This is a genomic window from Luteimonas sp. R10 (genome assembly GCF_045689605.1).
In the GTDB taxonomy this organism is placed as follows: Bacteria; Pseudomonadota; Gammaproteobacteria; order Xanthomonadales; family Xanthomonadaceae; genus Luteimonas.
In genome coordinates this window covers 1,450,028-1,470,885 of sequence record NZ_CP141262.1, presented here as the reverse complement: position 1 = coordinate 1,470,885, position 20,858 = coordinate 1,450,028, and the positions used below count along the sequence as shown (strand labels likewise).

15 protein-coding genes are annotated in these 20,858 nt (G+C 71.1%); 12 read left to right on the top strand and 3 right to left on the bottom strand.

Translation table 11 applies throughout. The features are described 5' to 3' along the window. Positions 1–271: 271 nt before the first annotated feature. From U3649_RS06255 to leuB, 12 genes are all read left to right on the top strand, one after another. Positions 272–1,222, top strand: a complete 951-nt coding sequence (locus U3649_RS06255; protein WP_407354014.1) for a homoserine kinase — start codon at positions 272–274, stop codon at positions 1,220–1,222. Beyond that, a complete protein-coding gene (gene thrC / locus U3649_RS06250; protein ID WP_407354013.1) occupies positions 1,219–2,517 on the top strand; it encodes a threonine synthase in 1,299 nt (432 codons plus the stop codon). Before U3649_RS06255 ends, thrC begins: the two co-directional genes overlap by 4 nt. Before the next feature lie 484 nt (positions 2,518–3,001). Further along, positions 3,002–4,795, top strand: a complete 1,794-nt coding sequence (locus U3649_RS06245; protein WP_407354012.1) for a dihydroxy-acid dehydratase — start codon at positions 3,002–3,004, stop codon at positions 4,793–4,795. 31 nt (positions 4,796–4,826) lie between these two features. Further along, entirely contained in the window at positions 4,827–5,867 is a 1,041-nt protein-coding gene (ilvC, locus tag U3649_RS06240; protein WP_407354011.1) for a ketol-acid reductoisomerase, read from the top strand. Next, on the top strand, positions 5,867–7,708 hold the full coding sequence (gene ilvG / locus U3649_RS06235) for an acetolactate synthase 2 catalytic subunit (RefSeq protein ID WP_407354010.1): 1,842 nt from the start codon (positions 5,867–5,869) through the stop codon (positions 7,706–7,708). Before ilvC ends, ilvG begins: the two co-directional genes overlap by 1 nt. Beyond that, positions 7,692–7,928, top strand: coding sequence for an ACT domain-containing protein (locus U3649_RS06230; RefSeq protein WP_407354009.1), 237 nt, complete (start codon positions 7,692–7,694; stop codon positions 7,926–7,928). Before ilvG ends, U3649_RS06230 begins: the two co-directional genes overlap by 17 nt. Before the next feature lie 130 nt (positions 7,929–8,058). Next, positions 8,059–8,973, top strand: a complete 915-nt coding sequence (locus U3649_RS06225) for an aminotransferase class IV (RefSeq protein ID WP_407354008.1) — start codon at positions 8,059–8,061, stop codon at positions 8,971–8,973. 116 nt (positions 8,974–9,089) lie between these two features. After that, complete coding sequence (locus tag U3649_RS06220) at positions 9,090–10,232, top strand: threonine dehydratase (RefSeq protein WP_407354007.1); 1,143 nt, start codon at positions 9,090–9,092, stop codon at positions 10,230–10,232. Next, a complete protein-coding gene (locus tag U3649_RS06215) occupies positions 10,229–11,794 on the top strand; it encodes a 2-isopropylmalate synthase (RefSeq protein WP_407354006.1) in 1,566 nt (521 codons plus the stop codon). The genes U3649_RS06220 and U3649_RS06215 overlap by 4 nt, the downstream gene beginning before the upstream one ends. 284 nt (positions 11,795–12,078) lie before the next feature. After that, entirely contained in the window at positions 12,079–13,503 is a 1,425-nt protein-coding gene (gene leuC / locus U3649_RS06210) for a 3-isopropylmalate dehydratase large subunit (RefSeq protein WP_407354005.1), read from the top strand. After that, complete coding sequence (gene leuD, locus U3649_RS06205) at positions 13,503–14,126, top strand: 3-isopropylmalate dehydratase small subunit (protein ID WP_407354004.1); 624 nt, start codon at positions 13,503–13,505, stop codon at positions 14,124–14,126. Before leuC ends, leuD begins: the two co-directional genes overlap by 1 nt. Then, a complete protein-coding gene (gene leuB, locus U3649_RS06200) occupies positions 14,116–15,204 on the top strand; it encodes a 3-isopropylmalate dehydrogenase (RefSeq protein ID WP_407354003.1) in 1,089 nt (362 codons plus the stop codon). The genes leuD and leuB overlap by 11 nt, the downstream gene beginning before the upstream one ends. 420 nt (positions 15,205–15,624) lie before the next feature. Here leuB and U3649_RS06195 read toward each other — a convergent pair whose 3' ends face one another. The 3 genes from U3649_RS06195 to U3649_RS06185 all read right to left on the bottom strand — a co-directional run bounded on the left by U3649_RS06195 (position 15,625) and on the right by U3649_RS06185 (position 20,720). After that, positions 15,625–16,788 carry a diguanylate cyclase gene (locus U3649_RS06195; protein ID WP_407354002.1) on the bottom strand — a complete coding sequence of 388 codons (1,164 nt, stop codon included), beginning with the start codon at positions 16,786–16,788 and terminating at the stop codon, positions 15,625–15,627. Positions 16,789–16,914: 126 nt separating this feature from the next. Further along, positions 16,915–17,652, bottom strand: coding sequence for an AraC family transcriptional regulator (locus U3649_RS06190; protein WP_407354001.1), 738 nt, complete (start codon positions 17,650–17,652; stop codon positions 16,915–16,917). A gap of 92 nt (positions 17,653–17,744) precedes the next feature. After that, on the bottom strand, positions 17,745–20,720 hold the full coding sequence (locus tag U3649_RS06185; RefSeq protein WP_407354000.1) for a TonB-dependent receptor domain-containing protein: 2,976 nt from the start codon (positions 20,718–20,720) through the stop codon (positions 17,745–17,747). Positions 20,721–20,858: the final 138 nt, after the last annotated feature.

Below are 20,858 nucleotides of genomic sequence, written 5' to 3'. Positions count from 1 at the left end.
CCCCGCTTGCGGGGGAAAGGGCTCGGGCGAGGGGACCTGTCGAAGTCGCCGCCTCATCGGCATGCGAAACGACAAAGAGCACGATGCCGCACTCGAGAAAGGCCCGCATCCGAACGTTGATCGGCGCCGGTTCACCCCCTCACCCCAACCCTCTCCCCCGCAAGCGGCGGAGAGGGAGTTTCCCTTGCCGGGATATCGCTCCTTTTTGCCTTATCCGCCCTCATCCGTGCGGATCCGTGGCAAAACGCTCTCTTCCATCCGAGTCCGCATCATGAGTCCACCCTCACAGGCGACCGCCTTCGCTCCGGCCAGCGTCGGCAACATCGGCGTCGGTTTCGACCTGCTCGGCCATGCCATCGACGGGCCGCGCGACGTCGCCCGCGTGCGCCGGATCGAGGCGCCCGTGGTGCGGATCGACGCGATCGGCGGCGACGCCGCCGGCGCCGGCAGCCTGCCGCTGGCCGCAGAGGAGAACACCGCCGGCCGTGCCCTGATTGCGCTACGCGATGCCCTCGGGCTCGCACACGGCTTCGCGCTGGAACTCGACAAGGGCATTCCGCTCGGCTCCGGGCTCGGCGGCTCGGCGGCTTCTTGCGTGGCCGCGCTGGTGGCGGCGAACGCACTGCTCGACGCGCCACTGCCGCGCGCGGCGCTGTACCCGTTCGCGCTCGACGGCGAGGCGGTCTCCAGCGGCAGCCGCCACGGCGACAACGTCGCACCGATGCTGCTCGGCGGCGTGGTCATGGCCACGGCCACGCGCATGGTCGCGCTGGCGACGCCCGAGTGGCTGCACTGCGTGGTGGTGCATCCGGACCAGGTGCTGGAGACGCGCCGTTCGCGCGCGGCGCTGGCCGAACCGTATCCGCTGCACGCCGTCGTCGAACAGCAGGCGCACCTGGCCCTGTTCCTGACCGGCCTGCAGCGCGGCGACGCGTCGTTGATCGCCGAAGGCCTGCACGACGTGCTGGTGGAGCCGCGGCGGGCGCCGCTGATTCCCGGCTTCGACCGGGTGAAGGCCGCGGCGCTCGACCACGACGCGCTCGGCGCCGGCATCTCCGGCGGCGGGCCGAGCGTGTTCGCCTGGTTCGCGTCGCGGGCGCAGGCGCAGGCCGCGGCGCCGGCGATGCGCGCCGGCTTCGTCGACGCCGGCTTCGATGCGCGCGTCCACGTTTCTCCGGTCGCCGGCACGCGCGCGGACATCATCGACAACGGCCCTCCATGAACTTCATCAGCACCCGCGGCGACACCCCGCCGACCGCCATCGACAGCGCGCTCGTCGCAGGCCTCGCACCGGACGGCGGCCTGTACGTGCCGGAACGGATCTCCGCCTTCGCCGACGCGCGCCCTCGCACGGCCCTCGCCGATACCGCATGCGCGGTGCTGGCGCCGTACTTCACCGAATCGTCGCTGCGCGACCGCCTCGCCGGCATCTGCGCGCAGGCGTTCTCCTTCGACGCGCCGCTGCGCCCGCTCGCCGGCGAAGGCGACCATCTGCTGGAGCTGTTCCACGGGCCGACCGCCGCGTTCAAGGACTATGCCGCGCGCTTCCTCGCCGGGGCGCTCGCCGCGTTGCGCGCGCCGGATGCGGCACCGACCACGATCCTGGTCGCCACCTCCGGCGATACCGGCGCCGCCGTCGCCGCCGCGTTCCACCGTCGGCCGGGTTTCGAGGTGGTCATCCTCTACCCCGAGGGCCGGGTGTCGCCGCGACAGGCGCATGGCCTGGAATGCTGGGGCGGCAACGTGCGCACGTTCCGCGTCGCCGGCAGCTTCGACGACTGCCAGCGACTGTCGAAGCAGGCACTGGCCGACCAGGCCCTCCGTCGGGCGCGTGCGCTCACCTCGGCCAACAGCATCAGCCTCGGCCGGTTGCTGCCGCAGGCGGCGTACTACGCGCACGCGGCGTCGCGGTTCCGCGCGGAGCACGGCGCGGCGCTCAACCTCGTCGTGCCGACCGGCAACCTCGGCAACGCCTGCGCCGCGCTGCTGGCCCGGCGCATGGGCCTGCCGATCGGGGAGATCCGCCTGGCGACCAATGCCAACGATGTCCTGCCGCGCTACTTCGCCGGCGGCGGGTACGCGCCGCGCGCCACCCGCGCCACCCTGGCCAATGCCATGGACGTGGGCGCGCCCAGCAACTTCGAGCGGCTGCGGCATTGGCACGGCGGCGACGATGACGCGCTGCGCGCGGCGATCGCCGCGGAGTCCGTCGACGACGACGCCATCCGCGACACTATCCGCAGCGCACCCGTCCGCCACGGCATCGTCCCCTGTCCGCACACCGCCACCGGGTTGCGCCTGCTCGAGCGGTTGCGCGCGCAGGGCGACACGCGCCCCTGGGCGGTCGTCGCCACCGCGCACCCGGCCAAGTTCGAGACCATCGTCGAGCCGCTGGTGGGCCAGGCCGTGCTCCCGCCTCCGGCACTCGCCGATTGCCTGCGGCGCCCGGCATCGGCGCACGCGCTGGCGAACGACTACGCCGCACTCCGCCACCGGCTGCAGGCAGGCGACCGATGACGGCGTGGGGCCGCGGAAGTGCGCGCGCGAACGCCTCGCTCACCAGCTGCGCGGTCCGGCGACGACGCACTCATGCAAAAAAGTTCTAAATGAAACTGTTGACACCGATGAAACCGCCGTGTTTATCTCGGTCCCCATGACGCATCGCAACACCCACCCGCTGACCATCCAGGACGCCCCGCGGGGCGTCCCGGTCGCGCGTGCGCCGATCGCGCTCCTTCTCGTCGTCGTCCTCCTTATTACCTTGCCCACCGGCGCGGGAATCGGGTTTGCGTAGCTAGAAAGCACACAAGCCCAGGTCGAAAGAAACCAGACCCCGCGCCCGACCAGGCGCGGGGTTTTTCGTTTCCGCCGCTCCGGGTTCCTGAAATCCAACCTCCGCGCACGGAACGCGCGGCTCCCGCGAAGGATTCGCACCAATGGAAGCCATGCAGTGCGAAGCGATGCCATCAAACAGGGACCCGAACATGCGCCGGCGCGCGCAATGCTGCGCGCCACCGGACTGGACGACGCGGCGATCGCCAAGCCGCTGGTGGCGGTGGTGCACACCTGGTCCAGCGTCTCGCCCTGCAACCTGGGCCTGCGCGACCTGGCCGCGCATGCCTGCGAGGGCGTGCGCGCGGCGGGGGGCACGCCGGTCGAGTTCAACACCATTGCGGTCACCGACGGCATCGCCATGGGCAGCAGCGGCATGCGCGCCTCGCTGGCCTCGCGCGAGGTGATCGCGGACTCGATCGAACTGGCGGTCAGCGGCCACTGCCTGGACGCGCTGGTACTGCTGTGCGGCTGCGACAAGACCATCCCCGCCGCGGCGATGGCCGCGGCGCGCCTGGACATCCCGACGGTGATCCTCTACGGCGGCACCATCATGCCCGGCAAGTGCCGCGGCAAGTCGATCACGGTGCAGGAAGTGTTCGAGGCGGTCGGCCGGCACGCCGCCGGCCAGCTGGACGATGCCGGCCTGGAGGAGATCGAGAAGGCCGCCTGCCCGGGCGCCGGCGCCTGCGGCGGCCAGTTCACCGCCAACACGATGTCGATGGCGCTCAGTTTCCTGGGGCTGTCGCCGCTGGGGCTGAACGACATTCCCGCCGTGCATCCGGACAAGCCCGCCGCCGCCCGGCGCTGCGGCGAACTGGTCATGCACCGCCTGCTTTCCGGCGGCCCGACACCGCGCGAGATTCTCTCTCCGGCCGCGCTGCAAAACGCTGCGCGCGCGGTGTCGGCCACCGCCGGCTCTACCAATGCCGCGCTGCACCTGCTGGCGATCGCGCACGAGGCCGGGGTGGCCTTCGACCTCGAGGACTTCCACGCCGCCGCGGCGACCCCGGTGATCGCCGACCTGAAACCGGGCGGCCGCTACACCGCGGCGGAACTGTACGCGATGGGCGGCACGGCGCTGGTGGCGCGCGAGCTGCGTGCCGCGGGGCTGATCGAGGACATCGCCACCGTCACCGGCCGCGGCTTCTTCGCCGAGCTGGACGCGACCCCGGCGCCGACGCAGCCGCAGGACGCGGTGCGTCCCGTCGACGATCCGATCAAGCCGCAGGGCGGCTACGCGATCCTGTACGGCAACCTGGCGCCGGACGGCTGCATCCTCAAGCTGGCCGCCGAGGGCCGCGGCCGCCACCGCGGCCCGGCGCGCGTGTTCGATTCCGAGGAAGCCTGCTTCGCCGCGGTGCAGCGACGCGAGATCCGCGCCGGCGACGTGGTCGTGATCCGCTTCGAAGGCCCGGTGGGCGGCCCCGGCATGCGCGAGATGCTGGCGGTGACCGCGGCATTGGTGGGCCAGGGCCTGGGCGACGACGTCGCGCTGGTCACCGACGGCCGTTTCTCCGGCGCCACCCGCGGTTTCATGGTCGGCCACGTCGCCCCCGAGGCGGCGCGCGGCGGACCGCTGGCGCGGCTGCGCGAGGGAGACATCGTCACCGTCGACGTCGCCTCGCGCACGTTCTCCAGCGATGCCGACCTGGCGCAGCGCGAGCCGGTGCGCATCGCGCCGCGGGTGACCACCGGCGCGCTGGCCAAGTACGCGCGCCTGGTCGGTTCGGCATCGCTGGGCGCCACGACCACCGAACGCCCCGAAGCCAGCGCCGCCCACGCGCCGGCGCCACCCGGGGACGCCGCTCCCACCGGCAACCGGCTCCCCCTCTCCCGCTCGGCGGGAGCGGGATGGGGCGCGGGTGCCCCACCAGCCGAATCGCGACCCTGGTCCTCCGCTGTCGCCGGTCCGGTCCGGCACCCGCGGCCGGCGATTCCCTCGACCCTCACCGACGATTGACCTTCCCCTCCACTCCGCAACGGATCCAGCCATGACCAGCGACACGAACAAACCCACCATCGCCATCCTCGGCTACGGCAGCCAGGGCCGCGCGCACGCGCTCAACCTGCGCGACTCCGGCTTCGACGTCCGCGTCGGCCTGCGCCCCGGCGGCCCGACCTCGATCAAGGCCGCCGCCGACGGCTTCGCGGTGCAGACCCCGGCCGAAGCCGCGGCCGGCGCCGACGTCGTCGCCGTGCTGACCCCGGACATGGTTCAGCCGCAGCTCTACCGCGAGGTGATCGCGCCGAACATGCGCGAGGGCGCCTGCCTGCTGTTCGCGCACGGCTTCAACGTGCACTACGAACAGATCGCGCCGCGCACCGACCTCGACGTGGTGCTGGTGGCGCCGAAGGGCCCGGGCGCGCTGGTGCGGCGCGAGTACGAGATCGGCCGCGGCGTGCCCGCGGTCTACGCCGTGCACCAGGACACCAGCGGCCGCGCCGAGCAGCTGGCGCTGACCTACTGCGCCGGCATCGGCGGCGCGCGCCAGAACGCGATCCGCACCACCTTCAAGGAGGAGACCGAGACCGACCTGTTCGGCGAGCAGGCGGTGCTGTGCGGCGGCGCCACCAAGCTGGTGCAGGCCGGCTGGGAGACCCTGGTCGAGGCCGGCTACCAGCCGGAGGTCGCCTACTACGAGTGCCTGCACGAACTGAAGCTGATCGTCGACCTGCTGTACGAGGGCGGCATCACCCGCATGCACGAGTTCATCAGCGAGACCGCGCAGTACGGCGACCTGACCCGCGGCCCGTACGTGATCGACGACCACGCCCGGGCGCAGATGAAGAAGATCCTGGCCGAGATCCAGGACGGCACCTTCGCCCGGCAGTGGATCGCCGAGTACGCCGCCGGCAACGGCCACTACAAGGCGCTGAAGCAGGCCGACCTCGACCATCCCATCGAAGCGGTGGGCGCGAAGCTGCGCGGCGCGATGAAGTGGTTGCAGCAGGCGCCGGAGCAAGCATCCGGCCAGGCGGCCGCCAAGCCCGCCGCGGCGCCGGCTCCTACTGCGCAGACCGAGGCCGCGTGATGAACACCCGTGCAGCGGCGGCGGACAACGGCGACGCGGCCGCGGCCACGCCGGCGCCTGCACCGATCCCGGCTCCGGCGCCCGTCAACGGCGCCCGCTGGCTGGTGCAGGCGCTGGCGGCCGAGGGCGTCGACGTCCTGTTCGGCTATCCGGGCGGGGCGATCATGCCGTTCTACGACGCGCTGCACGGCGCTGCGCTCAAGCACGTGCTGGTCCGCCACGAGCAGGGCGCGGCGTTCGCCGCGAACGGCTATGCGCGCGCCAGCGGCCGGGTCGGCGTCTGCGTCGCCACCTCGGGACCGGGTGCGTCGAACCTGGTCACCGGCATCGCCGACGCGATGCTGGACTCGGTGCCGATGGTGATCATCACCGGCCAGGTGGCCACGCCGCTGATGGGCACCGACGCCTTCCAGGAGCTGGACGTGTTCGGCATGACCCTGCCGATCGTCAAGCACAGCTTCCTGCCGCGCAGCGTCGACCAGCTGCCGGAGATGCTGGCCGAGGCGTTCCGCATCGCCCGCTGCGGCCGGCCCGGCCCGGTGCTGATCGACCTGCCCAAGGACGTGCAGATCGGCGACGCCTCGCACCTGCCGGCGCACGCGCCGCGGCCGGTGGCGCCGGTCGCCGGCCCCGCCGACGCCTCGCTGCACGCCGCCGCGGCGCTGCTTGCACAGGCGCAACGCCCGGTGATCTACGGCGGCGGCGGCATCGCCCTGGCCGGCGCGGTCGAGACCTTCCGCGATTTCGTCGACCGCACCCGCATTCCCACCGTGCTGACGCTGAAGGCGCTGGGCGCGCTGCCGGCCACCCACCCGTGCAACCTGGGCATGCTCGGCATGCACGGCTCGCGCGCGGCCAACCATGCGGTGCAGGAATGCGACTTGCTGCTCGTGGTCGGCGCCCGTTTCGACGACCGCGCCACCGGCAAGCTGGCCGAGTTCGCGCCGGACGCGCGGGTCGTGCACCTGGACGCCGACGGCTGCGAGATCGGCAAGCTGCGCACCGCCGACGTCGCGGTGCAGGGCGACCTCGACGCCGCACTGGCCAGGCTGGCGCCGCCCTGCGCGGCGCAGGCGCGCAACGGCCGTCACGTCGCCGCACGCAAGGCCTGGCTCGAGCTGTGCACCGACCGCCGGCAGCGCTTCGCCGCGCGCTACGACGCGCCCGGCGCCGGCGTCTACGCACCCGCGCTGCTGAAGCGGCTGTCGGAACTGGCGCCGGACGCGATCGTCAGCTGCGACGTCGGCCAGCACCAGATGTGGGTGGCGCAGCACTGCCGCTTCGCGCACCCGCGCCGGCACCTGACCAGCGGCGCGCTGGGCGCGATGGGTTTCGGGCTGCCGGCGGCGATCGGCGCGCAGCTGCAGGACGCGTCCGCGCAGGTGGTCTGCGTCAGCGGCGACGGCTCGTTCCTGATGAACGTGCAGGAGCTGGCGACCCTGGCGCGCTACCGGCTGCCGGTGAAGATCGTGCTGCTCGACAACCAGGCGCTGGGCATGGTGCGGCAGTGGCAGGAGCTGTTCTTCGAGCGCCGCTACTCCGAAATCGACCTGTCCGACAACCCGGACTTCGCGGTGGTCGCGCGCGCGTTCGGGATCGAGGCGATCTCGCTCGACCGCGCCGACGGCGTCGACGCCGCGCTGGCCGCGCTGCTGGCCGCTCCCGGCCCGGCGCTGCTGCACGTGGCCATCGACCAGGCCGCCAACGTCTGGCCGCTGGTGCCGCCGAACCACAACAACGCGCAGATGCTCGACGCCGACGAGGTGTCGTCGCTGCCGACCACCGCCCCCGCCGCTCCCCACCCCACGCCCGAGGATCCCTCCCATGCGATACCAGCTTGACCTGACCCTGCGACGAGCCGAGGGCGCGCTGACGCGCGTGCTCGGCGCCGCCGAACGCCGCGGCTTCCAGCCACTCTCGGTCGACGGCGAGGCGCAGCCCGACGGCGACCGCTGGTACCTGCGGATGACCGTGGAGGGCGAGCGTTCCGACGAGTCGCTGCGCGCGCAGCTGGCGAAGCTGTACGACTGCCTGTCCGTGGAGGTGTCGCCATGTCCGTGAGCCTGCTCGAAACCGCTGTTTCCGGCGACCCAGTAGGAGCGCACCGAAGGGGCGCGAACACGCGTATCCGGCTGCGCGGTCGCGCCCCTGCGGTGCGCTCCTGCGGGGCTGCGGAGGTGTCGCCGTGTCGATGAACGCCAGCAACGTGACCGCCATCTCCGAGGCGCCGGGCTTCGAGACCGCGCCCACGCCCAGGCTGTGGTTCGACGGCGCCCTGGCCGACGTCGATACGCTGCAGGCGGACCTGACCACCCACGCCATGCACTACGGCAGCGGCGTGTTCGAAGGCATCCGCGCCTACGCCACCGCCGAGGGCGCCGCGGTGTTCCGCCTGCCCGAGCACCTGCAGCGCATGCGCCGCGGCGCGGAACTGCTGGGCATGGCGTTCGACGTGGGCCAGGCCACCGACGCGGTGCTGGCCACGCTGCGCGCCAACGGCCACCGCGACGCCTACGTCCGCCCGCTGGCATGGTTCGGCGCCGGCGGCTTCGGCCTGGACGTCGAGGGCCATCCGCAGCACCTGATGGTCTCGACCACCGCCACGCGCGTGCACCTGTCCGGCGCCCGCTCGACCGTCGGCGTCTCCTCCTGGCGGCGCAACCCGGCCGACTCGCTGCCGCCGCTCAAGCTGTGCGGCGCCTACGTCAACTCGATCCTCGCCAAGCGCGAGAGCAAGGCGCGCGGCTACGACGAGGCGCTGTTCGTCGACCACGACGGCTTCGTCGTCGAATGCACCGGCGCCAACGTGTTCCTGGTCAAGGCCGGGCGCGTGACCGCGGTCGAGCATCGCGACGCGCTGCCGGGCATCACCCGCGACACCCTGGTCGCGCTGACCGGCGCCGACGCGCGCACGGTGACCCTGGACGAGCTGCTGGACGCCGACGAGGTGTTCGCCTGCGGCACTGCCGCCGAGGTGTCCCCGATCGCCCGCATCGAGGATCGCGACTACGGCGACACCCCGGTCGGCCGCGAGCTGGCGGCGCTGTACGGGCGGGTGGTGCGCGGGCAGGAGCCCGGGTACCGCCATTGGCTGACGTTTGTCTAGGAGCGAGGAACGAGTGGAGAGGAACGGGACACGAGCGGAAGCCAGAGCCAAGGCAGGGCCGAGCGTCCGCGTCCTTATTCGTGCCTCGTTCCCCTTCACCCGTTTCTAGCCAGACCATGGATCCTGCCGTCGCCAACACCCAAGTCACCGCCGCCGACGTCATGGCCGCGCAGGCCCGCCTGCGCGGCCATCTCGAGGTCACGCCGCTGCACTACGCCGAGCGCTTCGGCTGCTGGCTGAAGCTGGAGAACCTGCAGCGCACCGGCTCGTACAAGGTGCGCGGCGCGCTCAATGCGCTGCTGGCCGCGCGCGAGCGCGGCGACGACCGTCCGGTGATCGCGGCCTCGGCCGGCAACCACGCGCAGGGACTGGCATGGGCAGCCTGGCGGCTCGGCATGCGGGCGATCACGGTGATGCCCAAGTGTGCGCCGCAGACCAAGATCGCCGGCGTCGCCCACTGGGGCGCCACCGTGCGCCTGCACGGCGACGGCTACGACCAGGCGAAGGCCTTCGCGATCGAACTGGCCGCGCAGAACGACTACCGGCTGCTGTCGGCCTTCGACGACCCCGACGTGATCGCCGGCCAGGGCACGGTGGGGCTGGAGATCGCCGCGGCGATGGAGCCCGACGTGGTCCTGGTGCCGATCGGCGGCGGCGGGCTCGCCTCCGGCGTCGCGCTGGCGCTGAAGTCCCGGCGCCTGGCGCGGGCCGGCCGCGCCTCCGGTCGCGTCCGCATCGTCGGCGCCCAGGTCGAAGGCGTGGACGCGATGGCGCGCGCGTTGCGCGGCGAGGATACCGCCGGCGAACCCGCGACCACGCTCGCCGACGGCGTTCGCGTGAAGGAGCCGGGGCGGCTGACGCGCTCGCTGCTGGGCGAACTGCTCGACGACATCGTGATCGTGCGCGAGGCGGAGCTGCGCGAAACCGTGGTGCGGCTGGCGCTGGAGGAGCACGTGATCGCCGAGGGCGCCGGCGCGCTGGCGCTGGCCGCCGGCCGCCGCGTCGCCGGACGGCGCAAGTGCGCGGTGGTCTCCGGCGGCAATCTCGACGCGTCGGTCCTGGCGCGGTTGCTGTCCGAGGTGCGCCCGCGCACGCCGCGACGCCCGCGCCGCCGCCGCGAAACCGTCGCCCTGGCCGAGTCCGCCCCCGCCCTGCCCCGAATCCTGGTCGCCATGCCGCGCGCGGGCGATCCGTCACCGATGCGCGTGCCGGCCGCGCCGTGCAACGCCATCCGTTCCGAAGAGGAAGTCCCCGCATGAACGATCCCACGCCCGCGGGCGCCGTCGCGCCGATCCCGATCCGCATCTTCGACACCACGCTGCGCGACGGCGAGCAGTCGCCCGGCTGCAGCATGACCCCGCAGCAGAAGGCGGTGATGGCGCGCGCGCTCGCCGAACTCGGGGTGGACGTGATCGAAACCGGCTTCCCGGCCAGCTCCGAGTCCGATCGCGAGGCCGCGCGCCTGATCGCGCGCGAACTGCGCACGCCGACCCTGGCCGTGCTCTCGCGCTGCCTGCCGGCCGACATCGAGGCCTCTGCACGGGCGCTGGAGACCGCCGCCAGGCCGCGGCTGCACGTGTTCATCTCGACCAGCCCGCTGCACCGCGAGCACAAGCTGCGGATGTCGAAGGCGCAGGTGCTGGAGACGGCCGCCGCGTGCGTGGCGCTGGCACGCCGCCACGTCGACGACGTCGAGTTCTCGACCGAGGACGGCACCCGCACCGAGCGCGAGTTCCTGGCCGAGGTGGTGGGCGCGGCGATCGCCGCCGGCGCCACCACCATCAACGTGCCCGACACGCTGGGCTATACGACGCCGGACGAGATGCGGGCGCTGTTCGCGTTCCTGATCGACACGGTGCCGGGCGCGCGCGACGTGGTCTTCAGCGCGCACTGCCACGACGACCTCGGCCTGGCGGTGGCCAATTCGCTGGCGGCGATCGAGGGCGGCGCGCGCCAGGTCGAATGCACCGTCAACGGCATCGGCGAGCGCGCCGGCAACTGCGCGATGGAGGAACTGGTGATGGCGCTGAAGGTGCGCGGCGCCTGGTACGGCGCCGACACCGGCATCGACACGCGGCGGCTGGTGCCGGCCTCGCAGCTGCTCTCGCGCCTGGTCGGCATGCCGGTACAGCGCAACAAGGCGGTGGTCGGCGCCAACGCCTTCGCGCACGAGTCCGGCATCCACCAGCACGGCATGCTGCGCCATCGCGGCACCTACGAGATCATGCATCCGGAGGACGTGGGCTGGGCCGACTCGAAGATGGTGCTGGGCCGGCACAGCGGCCGCGCGGCGTTCTCGCACCGGCTGCGGGCGCTAGGCTACGCGCTGGAGGACGCGCAGCTCGACCAGGCGTTCGCCGGCTTCAAGGCGCTGTGCGAGCGCCAGCGCGTGGTCGAGGACCGCGACCTGGAGGCCCTGATGCATGGCGACGCCCGCGGCGAGGGCTTCCGGCTGGCGTCGATGACGGTGAGCGACCGCGGCCAGCGCGCCAGCGCGCAGGTGGAGCTGTCGGACCCGGACGGCCGGCGCGTCGCCGAGAACGCGCTCGGCGACGGCCCGGTCGACGCGCTGTTCGCCGCGCTCTCGGCCGCCACCGGCGTCGAACTGACGCTGGAAAGCTACCAGGTGCACAGCGTCGGCATCGGCGCCGACGCCCGCGGCGAGGCCAACCTCAGCGTGCGCTGCGGCGACACCGCCTACGAAGGCACCGGCACCAGCCGCGACGTGATCGAGGCCAGCGCGCTGGCGTGGCTGGACATCGCCAACCGCGTCCTGCGGACGCGGCAGCCAAGGTCGCAGCGGGAGGCCGCGCATGCGTGAACTGATATCCGCCTATGCAAGAACACCCCGCGGGATTCCGGGGGGCCGCTTGAGCCCCTCTCCCTCCGGGGCGACAGCGCACGGCTTGCGCGCCATTGGCGCGCGTGCGCTGGAGCGCCCGTGCCGCTGGCACGGGCCGGGGCGCGGAGCGGGGGTTGGGGTGAGGGTTCGGATAAGTCGCGATGGTTCAGACCACTGCCGCTTCGCCGTACCCTCATCCGGCGCTCCGCGCCACCTTCTCCCAAAGGGAGAAGGCGTCTTTCCGGCATCGGAACTGAATTGAAATGACCGCCAGAACCCTGTTCGACAAGCTATGGGACGCGCACGTCGTGGTCCCGGATACCGACGCGGCGCCCGCGGTGCTGTACGTCGACCTGCACCTGATCCACGAGGTGACCTCGCCGCAGGCGTTCGCCGAGCTGCGCGCGCGCGGGCTGTCGCCGCGCCGGCCGGACCTCACCAAGGCGACGATGGACCACTCCACGCCGACCCTGCCGCGCGGCGAGGACGGCCACCTGCCCTACTACACGCCGGCCTCCGAGCGCCAGGTGGAGATGCTGGCGGGCAACTGCGCCGAGGCCGGCATCGAACTGTTCGACTTCGGCTCCGACCAGCGCGGCATCGTCCACGTGTTCGCGCCGGAGATGGGCTTCACCCAGCCCGGCATGACCATCGTCTGCGGCGACAGCCACACCTCCACCCACGGCGCGTTCGGCGCGCTGGCCTTCGGCATCGGCACCAGCGAGGTCGGCCACGTGCTGGCCACGCAGTGCCTGCTGCAGCGCCGGCCGAAGACGATGGCGGTCACCGTCGAGGGCGAGCTGGCCCCGGGCGTCGGCGCCAAGGACGTGACCCTGCACGTGATCGGCACCATCGGCGTCAACGGCGGCACCGGCCACGTGATCGAGTACCGCGGCTCGACCATCCGCGCGATGGACATGGAAGAGCGCATGACCCTGTGCAACATGTCGATCGAGGCCGGCGCCCGCGCCGGCATGGTGGCGCCGGACGAGACCACCTTCGCCTGGCTCGAGAAGGCCCCGCGCGCGCCGAAGGGCCCGGCCTTCGAGGCGGCCAAGTCACGCTGGCGCGAGCTGCGCACCGATCCCGGCGCAAGCTTCGACGCCGAGGTGACGATCGACGCGCGCGACATCCGCCCCACGCTGACCTGGGGCACGCATCCGGGCACTGCGATCGCGGTCGATCGCGCGATCCCGGAGGCCGCCGACGCGGCGGCGCAGAAGGGCCTGGACTACATGCGGCTCGCCGCCGGCCGGTCGCTGCAGGGCATGCCCGTCGACGTGGTGTTCGTCGGCTCCTGCACCAACGGCCGCCTGCGCGACCTGCGCGAGGTCGCGCAGGTGCTGGCCGGACGCCGGATCGCCGCGCACGTGCGCATGCTGGTGGTGCCCGGCTCCGAGCAGGTCAAGCGCGAGGCCGAGGCCGAGGGCATTCCCGAGATCGTGCGCGCGGCCGGCGCCGAATGGCGCGAGCCGGGCTGCTCGATGTGCATCGCCATGAACGGCGACCTGGTCGCGCCCGGGCAGCTGGCGGTCAGCACCAGCAACCGCAACTTCGAGGGCCGCCAGGGCCCGGGGTCGCGCACGCTGCTGGCCTCGCCGCTGACCGCCGCCTGGGCCGCGGTGCACGGCCACGTCGCCGATCCGCGCGAGTTCTTCGCAAGACAACCGCAACTCGAGGTAGCGTAATGAACGTTCTCCACTCCCCCACTGCGCAACCGCAAACCGACGACCGCCGCACGCTGCGCGTACGCTCGCGCAGCGTGGTGCTGGCGCAGACCAATATCGACACCGACCAGATCATCCCGGCGCGGTTCCTGTCGACCACCGAGCGCGAGGGGCTCGGCCGGCACGCGTTCAACGACTGGCGCTGGCGCGCCGACGGCACGCCCGCCCCGGACTTCGCCTTCAACCGGCCGGAGAACGCCGGCCGCTCGATCCTCGTCGCCGGGCGCAACTTCGGCTGCGGCTCCTCGCGCGAGCATGCGCCGTGGGCGCTGCGCGACCTGGGCCTGCGCGCGATCGTCAGCAGCGAGATCGCCGACATCTTCCGCAGCAACGCGCTCAAGAACGGGCTGCTGCCGGTCGTGCTGCCGGAGACGGTGGTGCAGGCGCTGATGCAACGCCCGGACGACGAGCTCGAGATCGACGTCGCCACCCGCGAACTGCGCACGCCCGGCAACCACGTGTACCGGTTCCCGCTCGACGCGTTCTCGCGCACCTGCCTGCTCGAGGGCGTGGACGAGCTCGGCTACCTGCTCGCGCGCCAGTCCGACATCACCCTGTACGAGGAACGCTTCCATGCGCGCTGACATCGCCGTCCTGCCCGGCGACGGCATCGGCCCCGAGGTCACCGCCGCCGCCGTCGCCGTCCTGCAGGCGGTCGCCGACCGCTTCCGCCACGCCTTCGACTTCGCCGCGCACGACATCGGCGGCATCGCCATCGACCGGCAAGGCGATCCGCTGCCGCCGGCGACGCTCGATGCCTGCCGCCGCGCCGACGCGGTGCTGCTGGGGGCGGTCGGCGGGCCGCAGTGGTCCGACCCGAACGCCAAGGTGCGCCCGGAACAGGGCCTGTTGGCGCTGCGCAAGGGCCTGGGCCTGTACGCCAACCTGCGCCCGGTGCGGCCGCACCCGGCCACCCTCGGCGCGGCGCCGATCAAGCCGCACCTGCTCTCCGGCGTCGACCTGGTGGTGGTGCGCGAACTGACCGGCGGCATCTACTTCGGCGACAAGACCCGCAGCGCCGGCGGCGCCAGCGACCTGTGCAGCTACAGCGTGGCCGAGGTCGAGCGCGTGGTGCGCCGCGCCTGCGCGCTGGCGCGCCAGCGCCGCGGCCACGTGACCTCGGTCGACAAGGCCAACGTGCTGGAAACCTCCCGGCTCTGGCGCGAGGTGGCCGCGCGCGTCGCCCGCGACGAGTTCCCCGACGTGACCCTGGAGCACCAGCTGGTCGACTCGATGGCGATGCACCTGCTGTCGAAGCCGCGCGCCTACGACGTGGTCGTGACCGAGAACATGTTCGGCGACATCCTCACCGACGAGGCCTCGATGCTGGCCGGATCGATGGGGCTGCTGCCGTCGGCCTCGCTCGGCGACGGGAAGGCCGGCCTGTACGAACCGATCCACGGCTCGGCGCCCGACATCGCCGGCCGCGGTATCGCCAACCCGGTCGGCGCGATCCTCAGCGGCGCGCTGCTGCTGCGGCACTCGCTCGGGCTGGAGGCGGAAGCCGCCTGCGTCGAGCAGGCGGTCGCCGCGACCCTGGAGGCGGGCGTCTTCAGCGCCGACCTGGCGCCGAACGGCCGCGCCGCCGGCACCGGCGAGGTGGCCGACGCGGTGATCGAGCGCATCGCCGCCGCCAGCCGGGTGCCGGAACTGCGCGATTGAACGCCCCGGAAGAGGGGTCTCCACACGCGTAGAGCCGAGCTTGCTCGGCTGCTCCCGGCTCCGGAGCCCGCGTCAGCGGAGCAAGCTCCGCTCTACGGGTAACGCACGACCTCGGAACGGCGCGGAGCCGCCCGCGCGCGCATCGCACATGGCAAGTGCCGCCAGCACCGCCCCGACAACACCGCGGTCGATCGAACACCTGTTCCGATCCTGATCCTGAGGTTTCCCCTGTTTTCCTGCAATCAATTCAACGGCTTGGCGATTTGCCCCCTTTGAAAAAGGGGGTTGGGGGGATTTGCTCGGTGCCCGACCACGCAACAGCAACAGCAAATCCCCCAATCCCCCTTTTTCAAAGGGGGAAGATAGGCTGCGAGAAATGTGGGGAAACCTCAGATCCTGATCCTATTCGTTCCCCGCGGATCACCTCCGGCAGGCCGGGGAAACTGCCCCTGGCACCATTTCTGGCCCATGGGCCTGGCTCCGTTCTTGCGGGTCGGGCCCGATCGACGTGGACAGCACCACGCGGTTGCGCCCGCCCAGTTTGGCCGCATAGAGCGCCTGGTCGGCCTCGCGCACCAGCGCCTGCGCCTTCGGCGCGTGCTCGGGGAAGCCGGCGATCCCGACCGACAGCGTCGCGCGCATGACGCCACCGCCCGTGTCCACCCGCATCGCCTCGAACGAGGCGCACAGGTCCTCCGCCAGCAGCGCCGCCTCCGCCATCTCCGTGCCCGGCAGCATCAGCAGGAATTCCTCGCCGCCGTACCGGCAGACCACCAGTCCCGTGTTGCGCACGCGGTCTGCCAGCAGGTCGGCCAGGCGCCGGATCATCTCGTCCCCGGCCGGGTGGCCGTAGGTGTCGTTGATCCGTTTGAAGTGGTCGATGTCGATCAGCACCAGCGACAGCGGCGTCCCCGAGCGGCGGCAGGTCGCAAGTTCCCGCTCGAGCGCTTCGTCCAGGTAGCGCCGGTTGTACAGCCCGGTCATCGGGTCACGCTGCGCCTGTTCCTCGAGCCGCGCCTGCAACGCGGTGATCTCAGCCAGGCGCTCCCCCAGTTGCCGCCTGCTGTCACGCAGCGAGATGGCACGCTTGAAGGCGTCGTTGGCGAAGAACAGCAAGTACATCGTCAACAGGAGGATGCTCAGCAGGCTGGTGGCCAGCCCGGTATCCGGGCGGAAGGACACGCCATGTACCAGCGCCACCAGCGCGACGCCGCCGCCGAGCGCGGCCATGCCCTTCCACAGGTTGGGCAGGCCCATGAACATCACCACGTTCAGGCACACGCCGATGCACAGCATGAACGAGATCCACAACGGCAGCCCCCAAACCGCCATCCACATGCCCAGCAGCAAACCGTCGACCAACAGGTTCTGCTGCTCCGCACGCAGCGGGTCGGCCGAGCGCCGCGCACGCCAGTACACGAGTTGCGGATACACCAGCAGCTGCAGTGCCAGCAGCAACCACATCGTCGCCCCGGCCTGCAGGTCGTGCAGGTGCGTGCCGAGCACCAGGAAACCCAGCGCGAAGAACAGCGACCGGTTGCGCCGGTTCAGCGTCACGCCCCAGTGCGTCTTGTCGTCGGCCAACTCGTCCCCCGGTCCGCCGACGAAGTATGAGGGACGGGTCCCCCGGAGCCCAACCCCATGCGCGCTCGTCAAGCCTTCGCCGCACTGGCTGCATCCGCAATTCTGCAGCCAGGTGAAACTTCCAACTTATCGGGGGGACGCCAATCGGTGGTTACGGTACTCGGCGGGCGTCATCCCGAGCGTGCGCTTGAACATGTTGCTGAATGCGCTGGGGCTTTCGTAGCCGACATCGTATGCGATGCACGTGATGGACTGTCCCGAAACGAGTCGGGAAATCGCCTCGATCAGGCGCACCTCCCGCCGCCACGCCGCGAACCCGGCACCGGTCTGCTTGCGGAACAGGCGCGTGAAGGTACGGCGCCCCATGCCGGCAATTCCCGCCCATTCCTTCAAGCCTCTCGAATCGGCCGGATCGGCGACAATGGCTTCGCATATTCGTCGCAGTCGATCGTCGCGCGGGATTTCGATCCGCGTCGGTAGGCACGACATGCGCCCGATTTCCTCCATCAGCAAGCGGACAATGGCGCCTTCGCGTCCCTCGCTCCGATACTCCGTGCCGAACAGGGCCACCTCCTCGCTCAGGGCACGGACGAGGGGAGATGTCGCGAAGACACGGCAGCGCTCCGGTTGCCGGCCGAGGTGCGGCTCGATGTAGAGCGTCAGCAACCTTCCGCTTTCGCGACAGGCCACCCGGTGGCGTTCTCGGGCGGGAATCCAGATGGCACGACGCGGCGGAAGCACGTAGTTCGCGCCATCGGTCGCGACCGTCATCACGCCGGACAAGCTCAACGAAAGCCGCGAGCGGTCATGGCTGAGCGCAGGATCCGCGAAGCCAGCTGCGTATTCGCCTTCGAACGCGACCACGGGACATGCCGCGGGCATCGGCACGGTGTCTGCCGGGAATGCTCGGGCAGTCCCCTCGTAGGCCGGTGTCGACATGCGGGGCCGGACCAGGATCAGAACCTGAGCCGGGCGCCTATGGCGTAGTAGCGGCCCATCACGTCGTAGTAGGCGGAGAACCCCGACGAAGCCGGAGGGGCCTTGTCGAAGAGATTGTTGATGTTCGCGTAGATCTCCAGGTCGGAGCCGGTGAAGCTCGCAATCCGCGCATTCAAGCCGAGGTCGAAGTACGTGTAGCTGCCGATGTCGTTGTTGACGATGTCGACGGCCCGGTTGTACTTGCCGGCCGAAATGTATCTCGCGCGCAAGTTGGCGCCGAACCTGTCGCCCCGGTAGGCGATGTTGTTCATCACCCGCAGCCTGGGGATGCCGGGGCCGATGAACGCGGATCCCTGCGAACCGACATATCCCAGCTTGACCTCGCCATCGTCGGTGGTCAGGTCGTCGACCCAGGTCGCCAGTGTGCGCCACTGGAAACTGCCGCTCGCGGAGGAGACGAGCTTCTCCGCCGGGAACGTATACAGTACTTCCGCGTCGATGCCGTCGGTCTTGTACTCCGCCAGGTTCACCGGGGTCGACCTGATCATTTCGATGTTGTTGTCGGCGTCCCGGGTGATCCGCCCGCACAGCACCTGGTTGCCGCGGAAACAGCGGTTGACGACCTCCTGGACGCCGAGCGAGATGATGACGTCGTTGATGGTGATGTCGAAGTAATCGATGGAGATGTCCAGGCCCTCGGTGAAGGCGGGGGTCCAGGCCAGTCCGAACGTCGTCGTATCGGCCTTTTCCGGCGTCAGGTCGGGATTCCCGCCGCCGATGACCAGAGCGGTCACGTTCTGCCCGGTCACCGGGTCGGCCACGCCGTTGAATCCGGTCAGGGCGGTGGTGAAGAGCTCGGTGAGGTTGGCCGAGCGGATGTCCCTGGAGCGCGTGGCGCGTGCCCGGAATCCGGGCAGGAACTCGTTGGTCGCGCCCGCCTTCCACGACCAGATCGATCCGGTGGTGTCGTAGTCGCTGATCCGGGCTGCGGCGTTCACTTCGAGCTTGTTGAAACCCGGGACGTCGCGGACGATCGGGACCAGGATCTCGCCGAACGCCTCTTTCACCCTGAAGGCACCGGACATCGACGAATGGCTGAAGGTACGGAACGCCCCGACCGTGTCCAGCGCGCCGGCGGTGGTCTGCTGCCATTCCCTGCGCGCCTCGATGCCCAGCGCGACGGAAACGTCGCCAGCGGGCAGTGCCCACGGGTCGCCTTGCAGGCTCAATCCACCGGCGTCGAGCTTGATCAGCGTGTCCTGCGAGGGCGTGCCGGTGACGTAGTCGATGGCCGCGGCGGACGGCGATCCGCTCCCGAACAGGTTGATCGGTACGCAATCCGTCGTCGGGTCGGTCAGCGCCACGCGGCAGACCGGCTGGCCGGTCGTCGGGCTCAGTACCGAATCCACCGCCCGCGCGTAGTTGTCCCTCAGCAGGAATCCGGGGTTGCGCATGTCCTGCCGGTATTCCCCGTGGGTGTAGTACGACTTCCACCGCCAGTCCTGGCCGAGATCGCCGTCGATCGCCAGCGTCGCTTCCGTGGTCTTGCGCTGGAAATCGATCCTCGCGTACGCGAAATCGGAATTGTACCGCCCCATCTGGAAGGAAGACTCTCCGGCCTCGACCAGGGCGTCGCGCACCGGGGCCGGCAGGAAGGCGTTGTCCGCTCCGATCGTCAACCGGCCGGCGCCGCGGTTGTGATCGCCGAACCAGGGATAGTCGTTGTACATCCGCGAGTGCCTGACATCCAGGGTCAACCGCGTCGAGTCGGTCAGGTCGAAGTAGGCCGTGCCCATGGCGCTGTAGCGCCGCTGCGGCGTCATCAACGGGCTGAAGTCGTCCGTCCTGGGGCCGTTGCCGCCGACCATGGACGTGCCCACGACCCGTCCGAACTGGAAATCGCTCAGGGTTCCGTCCGGATTGAATTCCTGTCCTGCAAGCGCGCCCGTCAGGATGAGGCCACCGTAGGCGGCGTCCGCGATGCTGACGTCGTGCGTCAGCACGAACCTGCCCTCTCCGTCGGGCAGCGTCGCCCAACCGCTGACGTTCTCGCGGCGCGATCGGGGAACGAGCCCGTCGTTGTCGAGGAACTCGGCGCCCAGCACCACGTGGCCGCGGCCGCCGAACAGTTCCTTTCCCAGGGCCGCCTCGAACCGCCGCTCGTTGGCGTCGCCCCGGTCCGAAACGCCGTACTGGGCACCCAGCTTGGTGCCCGTGAAAGTCCGGTCGATCGCGATGTTGACGACGCCACTGACTGCACCCGAGCCCCAGGCCGCGGACGCCCCCCCGGTGACGATGTCCACGCTCCTGACGAGGACGGTGGGGATGGTGTTCAGGTCGTTGGTGCTGGAGAACCTGCGGCCGTCGATGAGCACCAGCGTGCGGTTGACGCCCAGGGCGCGGAGGTCGACCGGCGCCGAACCGGCATCGGTATTGGTGCCCGTCGTCTGCGGCGACACGCCCGCACGGAAATACGGCAGGTCGTTCAATGCCGCCGCCACGTTGGGGCGCCCACCGATGCTCAGGTCCTCGGCGCTCAGGACGGTGGTCGGCGTGGGCGCGTCGAAGCCGAGGCGGCCGAGGCGGGACGACGCCGTGACCACGACGGCGTCCAGCGTCGAGGCGTCCCCGCGTGCGGCACCGGGGGCACGATCCGGTGCGCCGGCACTGTCGTCGGGCAGGCTGATCAACACCGACCCGTCCTCTTCCGTGACATGCAGCGCGGTGCCTTCGAGCAGCTTCTCGAAGGCTTCGCGTGATCCGAGCACGCCGCTGACGCCGTCGGTCTGCAGCCCCCGGAGCTGTTCGGCACGGTAGATGGCGTTGATGCCGAACTGCCTGGCCAGCGTTTCCACGGCCTCGACCAGATCGCCCGCGGCCACCTCCACCGGCCTCGGCTCGGAGGCGGCGGCCACCGCGACGACCGGCAGGGACAGTACCGCGAAGATGGCGGCGGCGATCAGGCTGGATCGAAAACGATTCGAACGTGGCATGCCCTTCCCCGTGATCGACCCGGACATGGGCCGCTTACTGCAAGGTCGAACGAACGCACTGCTTCCGGTAACTCACTTCATCGCCGCGAACATAATGCGGGCCTTTTCGGCTCGGGCCTGTCCCGGACCCTGCTGGGC

Bases quoted from the DNA above. Each gene is read 5' to 3' on its own strand.
- U3649_RS06225 (WP_407354008.1), top strand. From the start codon at position 8,059: ATGAACGCCAGCAACGTGACCGCCATCTCCGAGGCGCCGGGCTTCGAG.
- leuD (WP_407354004.1), top strand. From the start codon at position 13,503: ATGAACGTTCTCCACTCCCCCACTGCGCAACCGCAAACCGACGACCGC.
- U3649_RS06215 (WP_407354006.1), top strand. From the start codon at position 10,229: ATGAACGATCCCACGCCCGCGGGCGCCGTCGCGCCGATCCCGATCCGC.
- thrC (WP_407354013.1), top strand. From the start codon at position 1,219: ATGAACTTCATCAGCACCCGCGGCGACACCCCGCCGACCGCCATCGAC.
- leuC (WP_407354005.1), top strand. From the start codon at position 12,079: ATGACCGCCAGAACCCTGTTCGACAAGCTATGGGACGCGCACGTCGTG.
- U3649_RS06185 (WP_407354000.1), bottom strand. From the start codon at position 20,720: ATGCCACGTTCGAATCGTTTTCGATCCAGCCTGATCGCCGCCGCCATC.
- ilvC (WP_407354011.1), top strand. From the start codon at position 4,827: ATGACCAGCGACACGAACAAACCCACCATCGCCATCCTCGGCTACGGC.
- leuB (WP_407354003.1), top strand. From the start codon at position 14,116: ATGCGCGCTGACATCGCCGTCCTGCCCGGCGACGGCATCGGCCCCGAG.
- ilvG (WP_407354010.1), top strand. From the start codon at position 5,867: ATGAACACCCGTGCAGCGGCGGCGGACAACGGCGACGCGGCCGCGGCC.
- U3649_RS06230 (WP_407354009.1), top strand. From the start codon at position 7,692: ATGCGATACCAGCTTGACCTGACCCTGCGACGAGCCGAGGGCGCGCTG.
- U3649_RS06255 (WP_407354014.1), top strand. From the start codon at position 272: ATGAGTCCACCCTCACAGGCGACCGCCTTCGCTCCGGCCAGCGTCGGC.
- U3649_RS06220 (WP_407354007.1), top strand. From the start codon at position 9,090: ATGGATCCTGCCGTCGCCAACACCCAAGTCACCGCCGCCGACGTCATG.
- U3649_RS06245 (WP_407354012.1), top strand. From the start codon at position 3,002: ATGCTGCGCGCCACCGGACTGGACGACGCGGCGATCGCCAAGCCGCTG.